14 protein-coding genes are annotated in these 17,156 nt (G+C 72.2%); 11 read left to right on the top strand and 3 right to left on the bottom strand.

Translation table 11 applies throughout. The features are described 5' to 3' along the window. Nucleotides 1–234 precede the first annotated feature (234 nt). From rsmD to mutM, 9 genes are all read left to right on the top strand, one after another. Complete coding sequence (gene rsmD, locus L3i22_RS47795; protein ID WP_221330511.1) at nucleotides 235–798, top strand: 16S rRNA (guanine(966)-N(2))-methyltransferase RsmD; 564 nt, start codon at nucleotides 235–237, stop codon at nucleotides 796–798. Continuing rightward, a complete protein-coding gene (gene coaD / locus L3i22_RS47790) occupies nucleotides 795–1,274 on the top strand; it encodes a pantetheine-phosphate adenylyltransferase (RefSeq protein ID WP_221324017.1) in 480 nt (159 codons plus the stop codon). Before rsmD ends, coaD begins: the two co-directional genes overlap by 4 nt. Before the next feature lie 94 nt (nucleotides 1,275–1,368). Then, nucleotides 1,369–1,866, top strand: a complete 498-nt coding sequence (locus L3i22_RS47785) for a hypothetical protein (RefSeq protein ID WP_221324016.1) — start codon at nucleotides 1,369–1,371, stop codon at nucleotides 1,864–1,866. Nucleotides 1,867–1,941: 75 nt separating this feature from the next. After that, nucleotides 1,942–2,550: a DUF177 domain-containing protein gene (locus L3i22_RS47780; RefSeq protein ID WP_221324015.1), complete on the top strand. Its 609-nt coding sequence runs from the start codon at nucleotides 1,942–1,944 to the stop codon at nucleotides 2,548–2,550. Between the two features lie 5 nt (nucleotides 2,551–2,555). After that, complete coding sequence (rpmF, locus tag L3i22_RS47775; RefSeq protein ID WP_014694262.1) at nucleotides 2,556–2,729, top strand: 50S ribosomal protein L32; 174 nt, start codon at nucleotides 2,556–2,558, stop codon at nucleotides 2,727–2,729. 111 nt (nucleotides 2,730–2,840) lie between these two features. After that, nucleotides 2,841–3,701, top strand: a complete 861-nt coding sequence (locus L3i22_RS47770; protein WP_255658785.1) for a phosphate acyltransferase PlsX — start codon at nucleotides 2,841–2,843, stop codon at nucleotides 3,699–3,701. Further along, entirely contained in the window at nucleotides 3,694–4,431 is a 738-nt protein-coding gene (rnc, locus tag L3i22_RS47765) for a ribonuclease III (protein WP_221324013.1), read from the top strand. The genes L3i22_RS47770 and rnc overlap by 8 nt, the downstream gene beginning before the upstream one ends. Then, nucleotides 4,409–5,608, top strand: coding sequence for a mannosyltransferase family protein (locus tag L3i22_RS47760; RefSeq protein ID WP_221324012.1), 1,200 nt, complete (start codon nucleotides 4,409–4,411; stop codon nucleotides 5,606–5,608). Before rnc ends, L3i22_RS47760 begins: the two co-directional genes overlap by 23 nt. 9 nt (nucleotides 5,609–5,617) lie before the next feature. Then, complete coding sequence (mutM, locus tag L3i22_RS47755) at nucleotides 5,618–6,460, top strand: bifunctional DNA-formamidopyrimidine glycosylase/DNA-(apurinic or apyrimidinic site) lyase (RefSeq protein WP_221324011.1); 843 nt, start codon at nucleotides 5,618–5,620, stop codon at nucleotides 6,458–6,460. Between the two features lie 386 nt (nucleotides 6,461–6,846). On the opposite strand, the gene L3i22_RS47750 is transcribed toward mutM, so the two are convergent. The 3 genes from L3i22_RS47750 to L3i22_RS47740 all read right to left on the bottom strand — a co-directional run bounded on the left by L3i22_RS47750 (nucleotide 6,847) and on the right by L3i22_RS47740 (nucleotide 11,787). Next, nucleotides 6,847–7,416: a spherulation-specific family 4 protein gene (locus L3i22_RS47750; protein WP_221324010.1), complete on the bottom strand. Its 570-nt coding sequence runs from the start codon at nucleotides 7,414–7,416 to the stop codon at nucleotides 6,847–6,849. After that, nucleotides 7,413–10,073, bottom strand: coding sequence for a hypothetical protein (locus L3i22_RS54195; RefSeq protein WP_255657696.1), 2,661 nt, complete (start codon nucleotides 10,071–10,073; stop codon nucleotides 7,413–7,415). The genes L3i22_RS47750 and L3i22_RS54195 overlap by 4 nt, the downstream gene beginning before the upstream one ends. Before the next feature lie 211 nt (nucleotides 10,074–10,284). Next, complete coding sequence (locus tag L3i22_RS47740) at nucleotides 10,285–11,787, bottom strand: DUF3492 domain-containing protein (RefSeq protein WP_221324009.1); 1,503 nt, start codon at nucleotides 11,785–11,787, stop codon at nucleotides 10,285–10,287. Between the two features lie 1,125 nt (nucleotides 11,788–12,912). Here L3i22_RS47740 and L3i22_RS47735 point away from each other — a divergent pair. Together L3i22_RS47735 and smc are read left to right on the top strand one after the other, a co-directional pair. Beyond that, nucleotides 12,913–13,107 (top strand): hypothetical protein, encoded by a 195-nt coding sequence (locus L3i22_RS47735; RefSeq protein WP_221324008.1) that lies wholly within the window; start codon nucleotides 12,913–12,915, stop codon nucleotides 13,105–13,107. A gap of 467 nt (nucleotides 13,108–13,574) precedes the next feature. Continuing rightward, on the top strand, nucleotides 13,575–17,156 hold the full coding sequence (gene smc, locus L3i22_RS47730; protein ID WP_221324007.1) for a chromosome segregation protein SMC: 3,582 nt from the start codon (nucleotides 13,575–13,577) through the stop codon (nucleotides 17,154–17,156).

Genomic DNA, 17,156 nt, shown 5'->3' with positions numbered 1-17,156 from the left:
CGACGCCTCCCCACGTCGCCTGCGGACGGTCCGTGAAGGACGTTCGCAACGAGGCCCGACCCTAGCCACTTCCTGCGATCAAAGAAACGTCTCAGCGTCACATAAGGGTCTTGTTATGAACCCGTGATCTTTTTTCACTGCAACGGAACGGTCCCGTTGCGCGTAGTGCCTGTGACGAGGGAATTGTTTACGCGCTGGTGGCCGTTCGGTTGGGGTGCACTAGCGTCGTGGACGATGACGAGGATTATCGCCGGGGCACATGGCGGGCGGCGTCTGTCCGTTCCGTCCGGTGTGAACACTCGGCCCACATCTGACCGGGTTCGTGAGGCCTTCTTCAGTGCCCTCGACACGATGACGGATCTGTCCGGAGCGCGGTTCGCCGACCTCTATGCCGGATCCGGCGCGGTCGGCCTGGAGGCGCTGTCCCGCGGTGCCGATCACGTCCTTCTGGTCGAATCGGACAGCAAGGCGGCACGCGTCGTCCGTGACAACGTGGTGGCGCTCCGTGTCGGCCCGGCCGCGCGACTCGTCACCGGCAAGGTGACGCAGGTGCTCGCGGATCCCCCGGCCGGGGGACCGTACGACGTGGTCTTCGCCGACCCGCCCTATGCGCTGGGTAGTGACGAGGTGGACACAGTGCAACAGCAGCTGATCGCCAACGACTGGCTGGCCCCGGACGCGGTGGTGGTGTTCGAGCGTTCGACTCGGACGGAGCCGCTGAGCTGGGTGGACGGCCTCTCCGGCGACCGCACCCGGCGTTATGGCGAGACCACTCTTTGGTACGGTCGCCGATCATGAGACGAGCGGTGTGTCCCGGCTCCTTCGACCCGGTCACGAACGGTCACCTGGACATCGTCGGCCGGGCCAGCCGGCTGTTCGACGAGGTCATCGTCGGGGTGCTGATCAATCAGACGAAGTCCGGAATGTTCACCATCGACGAGCGTCTCGAGATGCTCTCCGAGGTGACCGCCCCGTACGGGAATGTCCGGGTGATGGCTTTTCATGGGCTCCTGGTGGACTTCTGCCGGGACCAGGGCGCCGACGTCGTGGTCAAGGGCATCCGCGCGGTCAGCGACTTCGACTACGAGTTGCAGATGGCGCAGATGAACATCGGGCTCTCCGGTGTGGAGACACTGTTCATGCCGACCAACCCGCTGTACTCGTTCCTGTCTTCCAGTCTGGTCAAGGACGTGGTCAAGTGGGGTGGCGACGCCTCGGCGTACCTCCCGGACCCGGTGCTGGCCCGGTTGGTCAATCGGCTGAAGCAGAATTAGGAGCCACCGGCGCGCCGGAACCAGGGCGGGCGGCGGCACAGTAACGTGATCGCACCACGCTGGGTGGCGGTTCGACGACGGGAGTGAGACACCGGTGGATCCGCTCGACCGTATCGACGAGCTCATCGAGCACGTCCAGGACGCGCGTTCGGTTCCGATGTCACGGACGAACTTCATGTTCGACCGGGGCGAGATGATCGAGCGGTTGGAGGAGCTCCGCGCCGAGCTCCCCTCCGAGCTGCGCAAGTCGGCCGCCGTCCTGGACGAGCGTGACCGGATCATCGAGGCCGGTCGTCGCGAGGCGGATCGGATCGTCAGCGAGGGCGAGGCCGAGCACGCTCGCCTGGTCTCGGTGAACGAGATCACCGTGTCGGCCGAGCACGAGGGCGCCCGGATCATCGCCGACGCGCGAGGCGAGGCACAGCGGCTGCGCGAGGAGGTCGACGACTACGTCGACACCGCGCTGGCGAACTTCGAGCAGTTCCTGACCAGGGCGCTGGCATCGATCGAGCGCGGCCGTGACAAAATGCATGCGCTCCGCGAGATCGGAACCTTCCAGGGTGAGGACGCGGAGCGGCCACTACCGTTCTGAGCCTGAGCCGATTCGACGATGTCGTACAAGCTCAGGTAATGTTTTCGGTCGGCCTACCCATGGCTGAGGAACATGATGCCCAAGTCACCGCAGAGTCACCTGGATCCCAGGAAGCCGCTGGTCGTCGACACGACGAAGCTGCCGCGGCAACCTGGTGCGACGCGTGCCCTGAAACGGGTGGTGCCGGCGCCGGCGGACCTCAACCTGGAGTTGATCTCGATCCCGGAAGGGTCCGACCTCGAGCTCGATCTGAGCATGACGTCGGTCTCCGAAGGGGTCTATGTCAGCGGCACCGTGCGTGGCTCGCTCAAGGGCGAGTGCGGGCGGTGTCTCAACGAGATCGACAGCTCGTTCGCGGTGTACCTCAAGGAGATGTATGCCTATGAGGCCAGCACCACGGAGGAGACCACCGACGAGGACGAGGTGGGCCGGATGCAGGGCGACCTGTTCGACCTGGAACCGGCGGTACGGGACGCGGTGGTGCTGACCCTGCCGACCAACCCGCTTTGCCGGCCGGACTGCCCAGGGCTGTGCCCCGAGTGCGGGGTGCATTTCGACGACCTTCCGGCTGACCACAGCCACGAGGAAGTCGATGCCCGTTGGGCCGCTTTGCGCAATCTCACGAAAGCTGAGCAGCCCGAGGCGGCTCCGCCGCAACACCCGCAAAAATTCGACGAGGAGTAGTAACCGTGGCCGTCCCGAAGCGCAAAATGTCGCGCAGCAACACCCGCTCGCGGCGGGCGAACTGGAAGGCGACCGCGGTCTCGACCGTGGCTTGCCCGCAGTGCAAGTCGCCGAAGCTGCCGCACACCGCTTGTTCGGTCTGCGGGACCTACAACGGCCGTCAGGTCCTTGAGGTCTGACGTCGCCTAGTGACGCGCCCGATCATCGGGCGGGTCGTACCTGAGCAGTGGCGTTCCACCGGTGCCACGGCTCCCGGACAGCGGACTGTCGGGGAGCCGGGCACCGCGCGGATCGCCGTCGACCTCCTCGGCGGGGACCAGGCTCCCGCCGTCGTGGTTGACGGCGCTCTGCGTGCCCTCGAGGACGATCCGGCCCTGCACCTGACTCTCGTCGGCCCGGCTGAAGCCGCCGACGCGGTGCTTCGCGCCCTTCATCCGGCGCAGCGCCACCGCATCACCGTCGTGCCCGGCGGCACCACCGCCGAGGCCGTCGCCGCGGGCCTGGCCGACGCGCTGGTCTCCGCGGGCGACACCGCCGTGACGGTCGTCTCCGCCGCACGTGCCCTGGGCCGCTGGCCCGGTATCCGCCGACCGCCGCTCGCCGCCGTGCTGCCCACCGCCGCCGGTCGCCTGATCCTGCTCGACGTGGGTTCGACCGTCGATCCGGACGAGGCGACCCTGGCCGTGCACGCCCGGCTCGGCGCCGCCTACGCCGTCGCGGTCCACGGCATCCCCGACCCCCGGGTGGGGTTGCTCACCATCGGGAGCGAGCGCGGCAAGGGCGATCGCCTGCGCCGGGCCGCGGCCCTGCTCCTCGAGGACCTGCCACTGCGGTACGCCGGGCTGGTCGAGGGCGGCGACGTGGTTCGCGGCACCGCTGCCGACGTGGTGGTCACCGATGGTTTCACCGGAAATGTCCTGCTCAAGGCTCTTGAGACGGCGTACTCCGGGCAACAACGCGACGAGACGCGCGCGGCCGTCCTGCTGGGCGTCGCCGGCATCGTCGTGGTCTGCCACGGCGCCGCCACCGGCGCCGATCTGGCCGGCGGCATCGCGTTCGCCGCGGACCTGCATCGCCGCGCCTCCCTCGCGGCTGTCATCGCATTGCTGACTTCCACCATGCTGTCGTACAACGAGGTATCGCATGAATGACAAGCGCCGCCGTCCCCCAACCCTCCCCCTGGAAGAGGCCTTCGGCATTCCGTTCGAGGCCGACCTGCTGGAACGTGCGCTGACGCACCGCTCGTACGCGTACGAGAACGGTGGCCTGCCCACGAATGAGCGCCTGGAGTTCCTCGGCGACTCGGTCCTCGGCGTGGTGATCACGTCGGCCCTGTTCCACAACCACCCGGACCTGCCCGAGGGCCAGCTCGCCAAGCTGCGGGCCAGCGTGGTCAACATGCACGCGCTCGCCGACGTGGCGCGCGGCCTGGGCGCCGGCGGGCTCGGCCCGCACCTGCTGCTCGGCAAGGGCGAGGAGACCACCGGCGGCCGGGACAAGGCGAGCATCCTCGCCGACACCCTGGAGGCCCTGCTCGGCGCGATCTACCTGGAGCACGGCCTGGAGACGGCCGGCGAGGTGATCCACCGGCTCTTCGACCCGCTGATGGCCGAGTCGGCCGGCCGGGGCGCCGCGCTGGACTGGAAGACCAGCCTGCAGGAGCTGACCGCGGCGCTCGGGCTGGGCGTGCCGGACTACGTGATCGAGGACTCCGGCCCGGACCACGCGAAGACGTTCACCGCGTGGGTGGTGGTGGCCGGCATCCGCTACGGCGGGTCCGACGGCCGCAGCAAGAAGCAGGCCGAGCAGCGTGCCGCGGCGGCCGCCTGGCGGACGCTCACCGACCGGAACGAAGCCGATGGCGACGACAAGCCCGAGTGAGGCGACCGTGGTCGCCGCGGACCAGCCCGTCGACCAGGAGCCGCCGGAATCGCTCTGGGAGAAGGCCGGCGGCGGTCGCGGGGTCGCCGTCGCGATCGGGCTGCTCGCCCTGACCCGGGTCGCCCAGCTGCTGATGATCTGGTGGCTGGGCGGCGCCTCGACGTCGAACGGCGGCGTCTGGCAGCGGCTGCTGGTCTGGGACGGCGGCTGGTTCCTGCGGGTCGCGACGAACGGGTACCCGCACGGGTACACGTTCGACGACAATCACGTGCTGCAGGCCAACGAGCTGGCGTTCTTCCCGCTCTACCCGATGCTGATCCGCGGCGTCTCGCTGCTCGGCGTCGCGCCCGGCACCGCCGCCGTGGGCGTCGCCTGGATCGCCTCGATCGGGGCGGCCGTCGCGCTGCACCTGCTCGGCACCACCCTGTACGGCAAGCGGGCCGGCTGGGCGCTGGTGGCGATCTGCTGCTCCGCGCCGGTCTCCGTGGTGCTCTCGATGGCGTACTCGGAAAGCCTGTTCCTCGCCCTGGTCGCCGGCATGCTGGCGGCGGCCCACCGGCGGGCCTGGCTGCCGGCCGCCCTGCTCGGCCTCGGCGCCGCGCTGACCCGGCCGACCGGGGCCGCCGCCGCGCTCGCCCTGGCGGTCGCCGCGCTGCTGGCGCTGCGGGACTCGCCCAACAAGGTCAAGCCGCTCGCGGCGGCCGCGACCGCACTGGTCGGGGTGCCGCTGTTCCTCGGCTGGGTCGGCTGGCGGGTCGGCGAGTGGGACGCCTGGTTCAAGATCCAGACGGCCGGCTGGGGCACGTCGTTCGACTACGGCCGCAGCACGGTTGAGTTCCTGCGCGCGACGTTCACCACCGGCGACGGCTGGGTGCAGATCAGCGTCGGGCTGATCCTGCTCGCCGCGCTCGCCGCGGCCGGGGTCGCGCTGGCCCAGAAGCCGTGGCCGCCGCTGGTCGTCTACGGGGTGATCGCCATGATCCTGGTCTACGGCCAGGCCGGCTTCTACCATTCCAAGCCACGGCTGCTGCTGCCCGTACTGTTGACGCTGCTGCCGTCGGTGGTCGCCGCCGCCCGCGCCCGCCCCCGGGTCGCGGTGCTGTCGATCACCGCGTGGGCCGTCTTCGGCCTCTGGTACGGCGCCTACCTGATCACCATCTGGCCCTACACCATGTGAGGACCCCCGTTGCCCGAGCTTCCCGAGGTCGAAACCGTCCGGATGGGCCTCGCCAAGTGGGTCACCGGCCGCACGATCGCGGCGGTCGAGGTGCACCACCCGCGCGCCATCCGCCGCCACCTGCCCGGCGACGCCCACTTCATCGCCATGCTCACCGGCCGGACCGTCCTGGACGTCGCCCGCCGCGGCAAGTACCTGTGGCTGCCGCTCGACTCCGGCGACTCCGTCATCGCCCACCTGGGCATGAGCGGCCAGCTGCTGATGCAGCCGGCCGACGCCGAGGACGAGAAGCACCTGCGCGTCCGCTTCACGTTCACCGACGGCGGCCCGCAGTTGCGCTTCGTCGACCAGCGCACGTTCGGCGGCCTGTCGGTCTCCGAGGGCGGCGCCGAGCTCCCCGACGAGATCTCGCACATCGCCCGCGACCCGATGGACCCGCTCTTCGACGACACCGCGTTCTCGGCCCGGCTGCGCGGCCGGCACACCGAGATCAAACGCGCCCTGCTCGACCAGACGCTGATCTCCGGTGTCGGCAACATCTACGCCGACGAGGCACTGTGGCGCGCCAAGCTGCACGGCACCCGCCCCACCGACAAACTCTCGAAGCCCGCGGTGGACCGGCTGCTGGCCCACGTCCGCGACGTCCTCTCCGAGGCGATCGTGGCCGGCGGGACGAGCTTCGACGAGCTGTATGTCGACGTCAACGGCGAGAGCGGCTACTTCGACCGGTCGCTGAACGCCTACGGCCGGGAGGGCGAGCCCTGCAAACGCTGCGGCGCCATCATGCGACGGGAGAGCTTCATGAACCGCTCCTCCTTCAGCTGCCCCCGCTGCCAGCCAAAACCCCGATAAAACCCCCAATTTGGTACGCCGTGCGCCCCGCCCCGTGCTGCCTCCTTCCAGCTCCCCGCCATTGTGGCGAGACCCGGAAGATCATGTGGACGGCCTGTGGATAACCCGCCGGTGTGGATAACCCGCGCCTGACGCTCCGATGTGCTCGACGCACCCGCCGATCCCATCGGAGCGCCAGCACGCAGCCCCGGGCACGCCGAAGCACGAGGTGACCCGGGGTGGTGGCCACCTCGCGCTCCGGCGGGGCAAAGGGTCGCGCCGAGGGCAGGCGGGGGCGCTGACAACGGCACGGCGTCGACAATGGCCGCGGCGAGGATGGGGCTCGGGCGCCGGCAAGGGCCCGCCGAGGGCGGGACACGGGCGCCGCTCACGGCCGTACCGTCGAATCAGTCGGCGCTGTGGGCGCCGCCGCCGGGAGCTCCGGCCGGGCTCAGGTCCGGGCTGGCGTCGGTGGCCAGGCCGAAGCCGGCCCCCCGGCGCCCCATCAGCCGGCGGGCCGCGGTGAGCAGCGCGGCCGGTACCCCGTGCACGATGTGCCCGTCCCCGGGCCGGGTCCCGTCGCCGTCCCAGCTCTGGTACGCCGACCACGGCCCCTCGAACGTGCAGATCCGCACCCCGAGGTCGCGGTAGAGCGGATGCGTCGGCACCCCCGGGTTCAGCACGACGCGGTGCAGGCCCCGGCGGGCCGCGAGCCGGACGGTGAGGGCGACCGGCCCGACCCCGCCGGAGCCGGCCGGGGCGCGGTCCAGGAACAGGCCCTCGACGCCGTCGGCCCGCCACGCGTCGACGTCCTGCAGGACGTCGGCCAGCGAGCGCGAGCCCCAGTCCAGGTCGATCCGGCCGAGCGACTGGTGCAGCGTGCTGCGGTCGCCGGGGTGTTCGCGGACGATCCAGGTGTCGGCGTCCAGCTCCAGCTCGGGGCTGGGATGTGCGTACGCGGGGAACAGGGTTTTCACGAAGTCCTCCGGAGATCGGCGGCGGTCATGGCGACGATGAGCAGTCCGGCCACGTGCGTCGCGGCCAGTACGGCGACGGCGAGCGGCAGCGGCCCGGCGTCGGGTTGCGGTAGGACGGGCAGGGCCAGCGTGGCCACCGGCGGAGCCGCGGCCAGGGTCGCGGCGATCCCGGTGCGGGCCCGCGTGGCCAGCAGGAACGTGATCGCGAAGACCCCGCCGAGCAGCGTGCCGGCGGCCAGCGCGAGCACCGCGGCCCGGGTCCCGCCGAGCGCGGCGAGCTGGTACGGCAGCTGGTACGCGGCCAGCGCCAGCGCCCCACCGGCGGCGAGCGGCGGCAGCAGCCCGGCCAGCGTGATCACCGTGACGTTGCGGACGTGCCGGTCGAGCTCGGCGACGGTCTGCGCGGAGTCCAGCCCGGCGTCGATCCGGTCGGTGTGCCAGCCGATCAGCGCCTCCAGCATCGGCACCGCGAGCAGCAGCGGCAGCGCCGCCAGCACGCCGGCGCCGGCCGGACCGGCCTGCCAGAGCAGCGCCACGCAGCTGGCCTGGGCGGCCCCGATCACCAGGTAGGCCAGTCCGCGCCGCCGTTCCGCCGGGGTCAGCCGGGGGATCCGGCACTCCCGGCCGATCAGCACGGCCGGCTTGAACGCCCGGATCAGCACCGCCACGATCGCGCCCGGCAGCAGGGTCGCCACCGGGATGTGCCCGGCCCAGCTCGCCCCGCTGCCGGCGGCGAGCGAGGTGCCGGCCAGCAGCCAGCACGGCAGGTACCAGAGGATCACCGCGGTCTCGGAGCGGGTGACCAGCGCCGCGGTCACCGTGGCGAGGGTGGCCAGGCCACCGGCGCCGACGGCGGCGGCGAGCAGGCGGTCGTGGCCGAGGAGCGAGGCCGGGGCGATCCAGACGAGCGCCCAGTACAGGGCGGTGACCGCGGCGAAGCCGACGCCGATCAGCCGGACCGCGGCCTCCGGGTCGGCCCGCCGGGCGACGGTGACGCCGACGCTGGTCAGGGCCTGTGCGGCGGCCCAGCCGAGCAGCAGCGTGACGGCCGGGACCGGCCAGGCGACGTGACCCAGCGCGCCGACCCCGGCGACCGCGACGCTGAGCGGGCCCAGGTAGAGCAGGCAGCGCAGGAACACCGGCCAGAGGAAGATCCGGCGCTTCGGCTGTTCGGGCTCGGACTCGCCGGTGAACGTCGTCCAGCGGCTCTTCGCGCGGCGGTTGGTGCGGATCTCGGTGCCCGGCTCGCGGTCACCGACGGCGAACGCCCGCCAGGCGGCCTCGGCGGCCGGGCTCAGCTCGCGCGAGGTCTCCGCGCCGAGCAGCAGCGGGTCGGCCTCGGGCAGGTCCTCGGGAACCAGGCCGGCCTGATCGACCTGGAGTCCGCGGGGATCATCGAGGTTCCAGTCCGCGTTCAGGTCCTGCAGGTCGTCCGCGCTCCAGCCGGCACTCGGCTCCTCCGGGTTCGCGGTGGTCCAGCCCGCGTTCAGCTCCTCCGGATTCGCGGTGGTCCAGGCGGCGTTGTGCTCCGGCTGGCTCGCCGCGGTCCACGGGCCGCCCGGCTCCGCCTCGACCAGCGAGTCGTGCCATTGCTGGCCCGGCGCCTCGACGACCGAGTCGTGCCATTGCCGGCCCGGCGTTTCGACGACCGGGTCGTGCCACTGCCGGTCCTGGCCCTCGACCAGCGAGTCGTGCCACGAGTGGTTCGGCGCCTGTGCATAGGCGGCGTCCGGCGCCGGGGTGTTGCGGTCGATCTCGGCGGCCCGGGACCGTTTCCGGTTCACCACGCGTCCGGGCCGCTCCAGGCCGGCCGCCCCGGTCTCGAAGTCCTCCGGGTAGGTCTTCCGCTTGCGCGGGTAGGGCGAGGGCGCCGGAAGCGGCTGCGCCGCGTTCCGATCGATCTCCGCCCAGGCCCGCCGCGGACCTTCCGCGATGCGACGGTCCTGCTCCGCGATTTGCGGGTACGGAGGTTCCGCCCACCCCCCGCCGTCCCCGGTCCAGTCCACCGGCTCGGCGATCGCGTCCGGCGTCAGTTCGGTGCCCGCGGCCCACCCCGCGCTGTCCGCGATATGAGCCGGCGCCTCCCACGCCGCGGGCTCGGGCGCGGGTGTCTCCCAAGCGAGGGGACCGGGCGCTTCCCACGCGGCGGGCTCGGCGGCGGGAGTCTTCTCCCACGCGGCGGGCTCGGGCGCCGGGGTCGCGAGCGCCCGGGCCAGCCCGGCGAACAGCAGCGTCTCGGCCGCCCCGTCGATCGGCGACCGGGGTTCCTGTGCGTGCGGCGCGGGCGTCCCGAACAGCGGCGCCGGCGTCCCGAACAGGAACGTCTCGGTCAGCGGGCTGACCTCCCGGCGGGCCGGCGGCGCGAAGTCGTGGCTGTCCGGGTCGGCCGGATAGTGCTCGTCCCACTCCGGCGGCCGGGTGAACAGGATGGTCTCGGCGGCGGGCGGCAGCACGGCGGCCGGCGGCTCCTCGCCGAAGTCCGGCCTGCGGAACAGCAGCGTCTCGGCGACCGCCGTCTCCCGCTCGGAGTCCGACATCACCTCGTAGAGCTGCGCGCCGAGCCCGTCCTGCGGCTCGGCGGGACCGGGCTCCGCCCGTACGTCGAAATCCTGGTCGAAGTCGTCACCGAACCGCCCACCCGGACCATCGCCGGGCATCCTGGTGTTCCGGCGCCGCGAAGCGGGCGCCTCCTCGAAAGCCGGAGCGAAAGCCGGAGTGATAGCCGGAGCGGACGCCGGAGTGACAGCCGGGGCGGACGCCGGCGGATTCGCCGCATGGCGCGGCTCGCCCGGCTGCGGACGCCGCCGCCGGTTGCGTGACGCGGTCCGCGCGGTACCGGAGTTCCCGCGTGGGGGAGTGATCGTCATTTCAGTCCTCCCTGGTCAGCCAGCGCAGTGTGGCCGGCATGGGGGTGCGGGGCGCCGGCACGGCGAGCGCCAGTTCGAAGGCCTGCGCCGGAGGCGGCGCGGCCAGATCGGTGTAGAGCGCGCCGTACACCCGCACCACCCGGTCGGCGGTGAAGTGGTTCAGCGCGCGCTGCCGGGCCGCATCGCCCAGCGCCCGCCGCCGGGGCGTCGCCCGCAGCAGGTCGACGATGGCGATGGCCAGCTCGGACGGGTCGTCGGCGGGCACCACGACCCCGGTCTCGCCGAGCGTCTCGGCGGCCGGCCCGACGTCGAGAGCCACCACCGGGCGGCCCGACATCATCGCCTCGATCAGCCGGGACGGCGGATCGGACGGCCCCGGCACGTGCGCCACGACCTGCCCGACGGTGAACCGCTCGCGCGGGTCGGCGGGCAGCGGGTTCATCCGGATCGCGCCGGCCTGACCGGTCTGCTCGATCCGGTCGGCGCAGTACTCCTCGTGCTTCGCGGTGACCCCGACCAGGTGCAGCACGGTGCCCGGCAACGCCGCCGTGATCTCGGCGAACGCGTCCAGCATCGGGGTCAGCCCGCTGTCCGGGCCGCCGCTGCCGGCCCACACCACGCTCGGCGGGTTCTCCACCTCGACCGCCCCCGGATACTCCTTCGGGTCGACCCCGGCGGGCACCCGGACCAGGCGGGTCGGCTCCGCGCCGTGGTCCAGCGCCCAGCCGTGGTGGTAACCGCTGAGCGGGGCGATGATCTCGGCCTCGGCGTATCCGGTGCGGGCAACGGCGCTGCGGAACCGCCGCAGCACCAGCCGGACCGCGGGAGACAGGCGCTCCTCGCCCGGCCGCCGCCGGGTCACCGGCGTGCGCGCCTCGGTGAGCAGCAGCGGCGTGCCACTGCGCCACCGCCCGGCGAGCGCCGCGAGCAGCGGCGTCGTCCCGCCCACGCAGTGCACCAGGTCCACGTCCGGGACCGGCACGGCGAGGGCGCGCAGCGCGTGCCGCAGCAGCGTCGCCGCGATCCGCGCGTCCCGCACGCTGAGCTTCGGGAAGTTGTCCGGCTCGGGATGCAGCCCCCACCGCCACGCGTCGAGCAGCTTCTCGGCGAGCGGCAGTCGCGGCAGCGGGCTCGGCCGGTTGCCGGCCATCTCGGCGAGGCCGCGCAGCCCGTCGGCGAACACGTCGGTCGCCGACTCGTCGAGCAGACCGTGGCAGAACTGGGCGACGGCGTCCGAGGCGCTGTCGGGCAGATGGGCGCGGCGCCGCTCGAAGCGGGCCGGTTTGCGGCTCAGCGCGATGGCGCGCGCCGAGCCGACGTTGAGCGGAAGCGGGTACGCGGGAGCGGACGGCAGTTCCCGGTCCGTGACGGTCAGCAACTCGAAGCGGAACCGGTGCAGCCCGTCGACGAGCGTCCGGCACCAACCTCCGAGGGCATCCCGGCGGTACGGGTACCCGCCGCCGGTGAGCAGACAGATGCGCTCGCGCGACGGGGTCGGATTCACGCTGGGGGCAACGACAGAACGCCCCCAGGCCACCGGAGCATGTCAGCTAGGCGACAGAAATACGTACTCTTTGTCCTAGTTTGTCGCCCAGCTTTGCCCGAATTTGCCCGAAAGGCCACGCTGTTCGCGCCGCACTCGCGCCCACCCCGGATCGAACCCCGTCCCCGGCGAGATCATCCCCTCCGGCCGCCGCACCCCGAACCGGAAGTCCGTCCCCATCCCCTCCGGGCGCCACCCCGGCAGGCGTTCCAGATCAAGGTCAAATTCTTCATTGCCTCGGCTGCGGCCAATAACTGACCGTCGCTCCCGCGGGGACCCTTCCGGGTCTCGCAGGGCGCGGGGCGCCCAGAACGCGAGACCCTCCAGGGCGGCGTCCGCGGGTGGTTGCGGTTTCAAAGGACCCACGCGACCCAGCGGCCACGCCAGGCCCAGCCGCGCGCTCGGCCCCGGGCGGAGCTTAGGACCGTGGCGCAGATGGTTGGGCTGTGGCGCCGGGGTGTAGCCGGTCGGTTTGTGATGTCGGGGTGCGGCACGCCGACCTGTGGCGCCGGGGTGGTGCGGCTGACGGGTCGGCGGGGTGGTGGGGCCGGCGGGACGGCGGGTAGCCGGGGGTGCTGGGGTGGGGCAGGGGTGATCTGGGGAGTTATTGGGGAGTAAAGGGGAGTGTGTTGGGGTGCGGAGGTGGGATTTTCTTGATCAAATAAGTGGCCCGGAGGGACGGCCAACGCGTACGGTGTTGATCGAACTTCGTCGAGTGAAGCCGGTGGGGAGTGTCCCACCGAGATCGACAAGCTGCTGGGGACGCGCATAATCGCTGTTCAAGACCCCCTGGTGGCGTGATTCACTGACGTCGGCCGGGCATCCGTGTGCGCTCGGCTTGACGGAGCATGGGTTCGGGCGGACTATGGAGATGTCGCCAGTCGCGCCGCCTCATGCCCCGGTTCCATTCGTGGCTTGGGCATCCGCACTTAAGTAGAGTTCCGCCGCAGCAGTGGCAGAACTCTGTGCTCACGCGTGCCCGTGAGTGCTTCAGTGCGTCAGTTCGCGCTGGGCGCACATTTCGGCCGGTCAAGTCCGGCGAAGCATTCACAACATATGAGACGCACCGCGTCACAAGGAGTCACGATGGCGAAGGCCCTCTACGGCCACGTAGGTGCGGCGCCCGATCGGCGCCTGCTCGACGAGGTCACCCGACTGCGTTCCAGGGTGCAGGCCTTGGAGTTCGAGGTCACCCGCCTCCGGGCGGACAACGACCGGCTGGCGGCGGCGGCTGCCGAGGCGGACGACATTCTGCGGCTGACCGAGCCGGCACTGACCTGAGCTTGACCGTTCGCCGGGACGTCTCTGCGGGGTGACCGACCGGCGATCATCCCCCCTCGCACCACAGAAGGCACCGAAGAAAAGCGCGCCTCCACATCACGTGGCGGCGCGCAGCTTTTTGTCAGCCCTGAACCGTGCGAAACCGGCGCCGAGGCCGCCGAACCGGGCACGACACGAGCGACGCCGGGGCCGAGCGCGACGCGGCCGACAGGTAGCGGGCCGGGCGTGACGGGCCGCGAGTGACGTCGGCGCCGGGGCCGGGTGCGGCATGAGCGGCGAGCGGCCGGCGGCGCGGGGGACCGACTGCGAAACGGGCGGTGAGCGGCGAACGGCACGGGGGTGACAAGCGCACCCCGGCGGATATTCTGGTCGGCCAGGACGTGCCGGGCGCGGCGTAGCCCCGCCCCATGTGCCACCTGCGGGTAGCCTGCCACCCAGCAGAGACCACCGCCGACCCTCGGAGATCCGTGCACCTCAAGAGCCTGACGGTCAAGGGCTTCAAGTCCTTCGCGTCCGCCACCACCTTGCGGCTGGAGCCGGGCATCACCTGTGTGGTGGGGCCGAACGGCTCCGGCAAGTCGAACGTCGTCGACGCGATCGCCTGGGTGCTCGGCGAGCAGGGGGCGAAGGCGCTGCGCGGCGGCAAGATGGAGGATGTCATCTTCGCCGGGACGGCGGGGCGGGCGCCGCTGGGCCGGGCCGAGGTCACGCTCACGATCGACAACAACGACGGCGCGCTGCCGATCGACTACACCGAGGTGTCCATCACGCGGCGGATGTTCCGCGACGGCGCCAGTGAGTACGAGATCAACAACAACACCTGCCGGCTGCTCGACATCCAGGAGCTGCTGAGCGACTCCGGGATCGGCCGGGAGATGCACATCATCGTCGGCCAGGGCCGGCTGGACGCGATGCTGCACGCCAAGCCGGAGGACCGCCGCTCGTTCATCGAGGAGGCGGCCGGCGTCCTGAAGCACCGCAAGCGGAAAGAGAAGGCGGTCCGCAAGCTCGACGCGATGCAGGTCAACCTGAACCGGTTGAACGACCTGACCGCGGAGCTGCGCCGCCAGCTGAAGCCGCTGGGCCGGCAGGCGGAGGTGGCCCGCCGGGCCGCCGGCATCCAGTCCGACCTGCGGGACGCGCGGCTGCGGCTGCTCGCCGACGACCTGTTCACGCTGCGGACGACGCTGGACCGGGAGATCGCCGACGAGTCCGCGATGCGGTCCCGGCGGGGCGAGGTCGAGGAGGAGAACCGCGAGGTCCAGCGGATGCTCGCCGATCTCGAGTTCGCGCACGCCGAGGACGCGCCGCTGCTGCAGGCCGCCCAGGACACCTGGTACAAGCTGTCCGCCCTGCAGGAGCGCTTCCGCTCGACCGAGCAGCTGGCCTCGGAGCGGTTCCGGCACCTGGCCGCCACCCCGGACGACGAGCGCCCGGGCCGGGACCCGGAGATGCTCGAGGCCGAGGCCGAGCGGGTCCGGGAGCAGGAGGAGGAGCTCCGCGAGGCGCTCACCGACGACCAGATGCGCCTGGCCGAGGCGGTCGAGCACCGGCAGGAGCTGGAGCGCCAGCTGGCCGCCGCGGAGGGTGAGCTGCGGGCCGCCGCGAAGGCGATCGCCGACCGCCGGGAGGGCCTGGCCAAGCTCGTCGGCAACGTGAACGCCGCGCGCGCCCGGACGAGCAGCGCCGCCGAGGAGATCGAGCGCCTGGCCGCCGCGCACGAGGACGCGCTGATGCGGGCCGAGGCCGCGCAGGCCGAGGTCGACGTGGTCTCGGCCGAGTCGTCGGACGCCGACCGGGACAACGCCGACCTGGACGCCAAGCACGACGAGGCGGTCGCCGCGCACGACAAGGCCGCCGCGGTGGTCCGCGAGCGGTCCGACTCCGAGCGCCTGGCGGAGAAGGACGCGGCCAGCCTGAAGGCCCGCGAGGAGGCGCTCGCCCTCGGCCTGCAGCGCAAGGACGGCGCCGGCGCGCTGCTGGCCAAGCCGGGCCAGGTGCCCGGCCTGCTCGGCAGCCTGGCCTCGTTGCTGACCGTGCGCGCCGGGCACGAGACGGCGCTGTCCGCGGCGCTGGACACGCTGGCCGACTCGGTCGCGCTGGCGAGTCTGGACGAGGCGGTGGAGGCCGTCCGTACCCTCAAGATCTCTGATGCCGGCCGAGCCGCGCTGGTGATCGCGGCGCCGGCCGGGCCCGGGATGCAGGGGTCGTTGGACGCTCTGCGTCCGAATCTTCCGGAGGGCGCCCTCTGGGCGCCCGACGTGGTCGACTGCCCGGAGCAGCTCCGCCCGGCGGTCAACCGCGCGCTGCGTGACGTGGTGCTGGTCCCGGACCTGGCCGCGGCGGTCGCACTGATCGGCGAGAACGCCGAGCTGCGCGCGGTGACGCCGGAGGGCGACGTCCTCGGGATGTACGCGGCGGCCGGCGGCTCGGCGAAGGCGACCAGCTACATCGAGGTGCAGGCGGCGGTCGACGAGGCGAAGGCCGGCCGGGCCGCCGCCGAGGCGCGGATCGCCGAGTTCAAGGAACAGCTTTCCGAGGTACGTGCCCAGGTCGCCGAGCTCAAGCAGGCGGTGCAGGTCGCGGCTCAGGCCAAGCGGGCCGCCGAGGGTGAGCGGAACGCCGCCGCCCGCCGGCTGGCCGAGCTGGGCGCGGCGGCCCGGTCGGCGAAGGCGGAGAGCGAGCGGCTCGGCGCGTCCCGGCAGAAGGCCGAGGCGGCCCGCGAGGCCGACCTGATGCGGGTGGCCGAGTTGGAGGAGCGGCTGCGCCTGGCCGAGGACTCCCCGATCGACGAGGAGCCGTCGACCGAGGAGCGCGACCGGCTGGGCGCGCTGGTCCCGCAGTCCCGGCAGAACGAGATGGAGGTCCGGCTCGCGGTCCGCACGGCCGAGGAGCGGGTCTCCTCGATCGCCGGCCGGGCGGACTCGCTGCAGCGCCAGGCGAACCAGGAGCGGCAGGCCCGGGAGCGGGCCGCGGCCCGGCGGGCGGCCCGCGCGCGGGGCGCCGAGATCGCCCGGGCGGTCGCGGCCGGCGCGCACACCGCGCTGAACCGGGTCGCCGTCTCGGTGCTCGCGGCGGCCGAGGAGCGGGACCGGATCGCCACCGAGCGGACCAGCCGGGAGGCCGCGCTCCAGGAGGTGCGGGCCACCGCGAAACGCCTGGTCGCCGAGCTGGAGCGGCTGACCAGCGAGGTGCACCGGGACGAGATGGCCCGGGCCGAGCAGCGGATGCGGATCGAGCAGCTGGAGGCGAAGGCCGCCGAGGACTTCTCGCTCGACGTCGAGACGCTGATCAACGAGTACGGTCCGGAGCAGCCGGTCCCGCCGACCCAGGCCGAGGTGACCGCGGCGGAGAAGGACGGCAAGCCGGTTCCCGAGCCGGCGCCGTTCCACCGGCCGACCCAGGAGAAGCGGGCCAACAAGGCGGAGCGCGACCTGACCCTGCTCGGCAAGGTCAACCCGCTGGCGCTGGAGGAGTTCGCCGCGCTGGAGGAGCGGTTCAAGTTCCTCTCCGACCAGCTCGAGGACCTCAAGGCGACCCGCCGGGACCTGCTCACCGTGGTCAAGGACGTGGACGACCGGATCCTCGAGGTGTTCTCGTCCGCGTTCGAGGACACCGCGCGCGAGTTCGAGCAGGTCTTCCAGGTGCTCTTCCCGGGTGGTGAGGGCCGGCTGATCCTGACCGACCCGGAGGACATGCTGACCACCGGCGTCGACGTGGAGGCCCGGCCGGCGGGTAAGAAGATCAAGCGGCTGTCGCTGCTCTCCGGTGGCGAGCGCTCGCTGACCGCGGTGGCGATGCTGTGTGCCATCTTCCGGGCCCGGCCCTCGCCGTTCTACATCATGGACGAGGTCGAGGCGGCCCTCGACGACGTCAACCTGGGCCGGTTGATTACGCTCTTCCAGCAACTTCGGGAGAAGAGCCAGCTGCTCATCATCACGCACCAGAAGCGGACGATGGAGGTCGCGGACGCGCTGTACGGCGTGACCATGCGAGCCGGCGTCACCCAGGTGATCAGCCAACGCCTGAACCGCGAACCAGAGGACTAG

The organism is Actinoplanes sp. L3-i22 (assembly GCF_019704555.1).
Lineage (GTDB): Bacteria > Actinomycetota > Actinomycetes > Mycobacteriales > Micromonosporaceae > Actinoplanes.
This window is presented reverse-complemented; position numbering and strand designations above follow the sequence as displayed.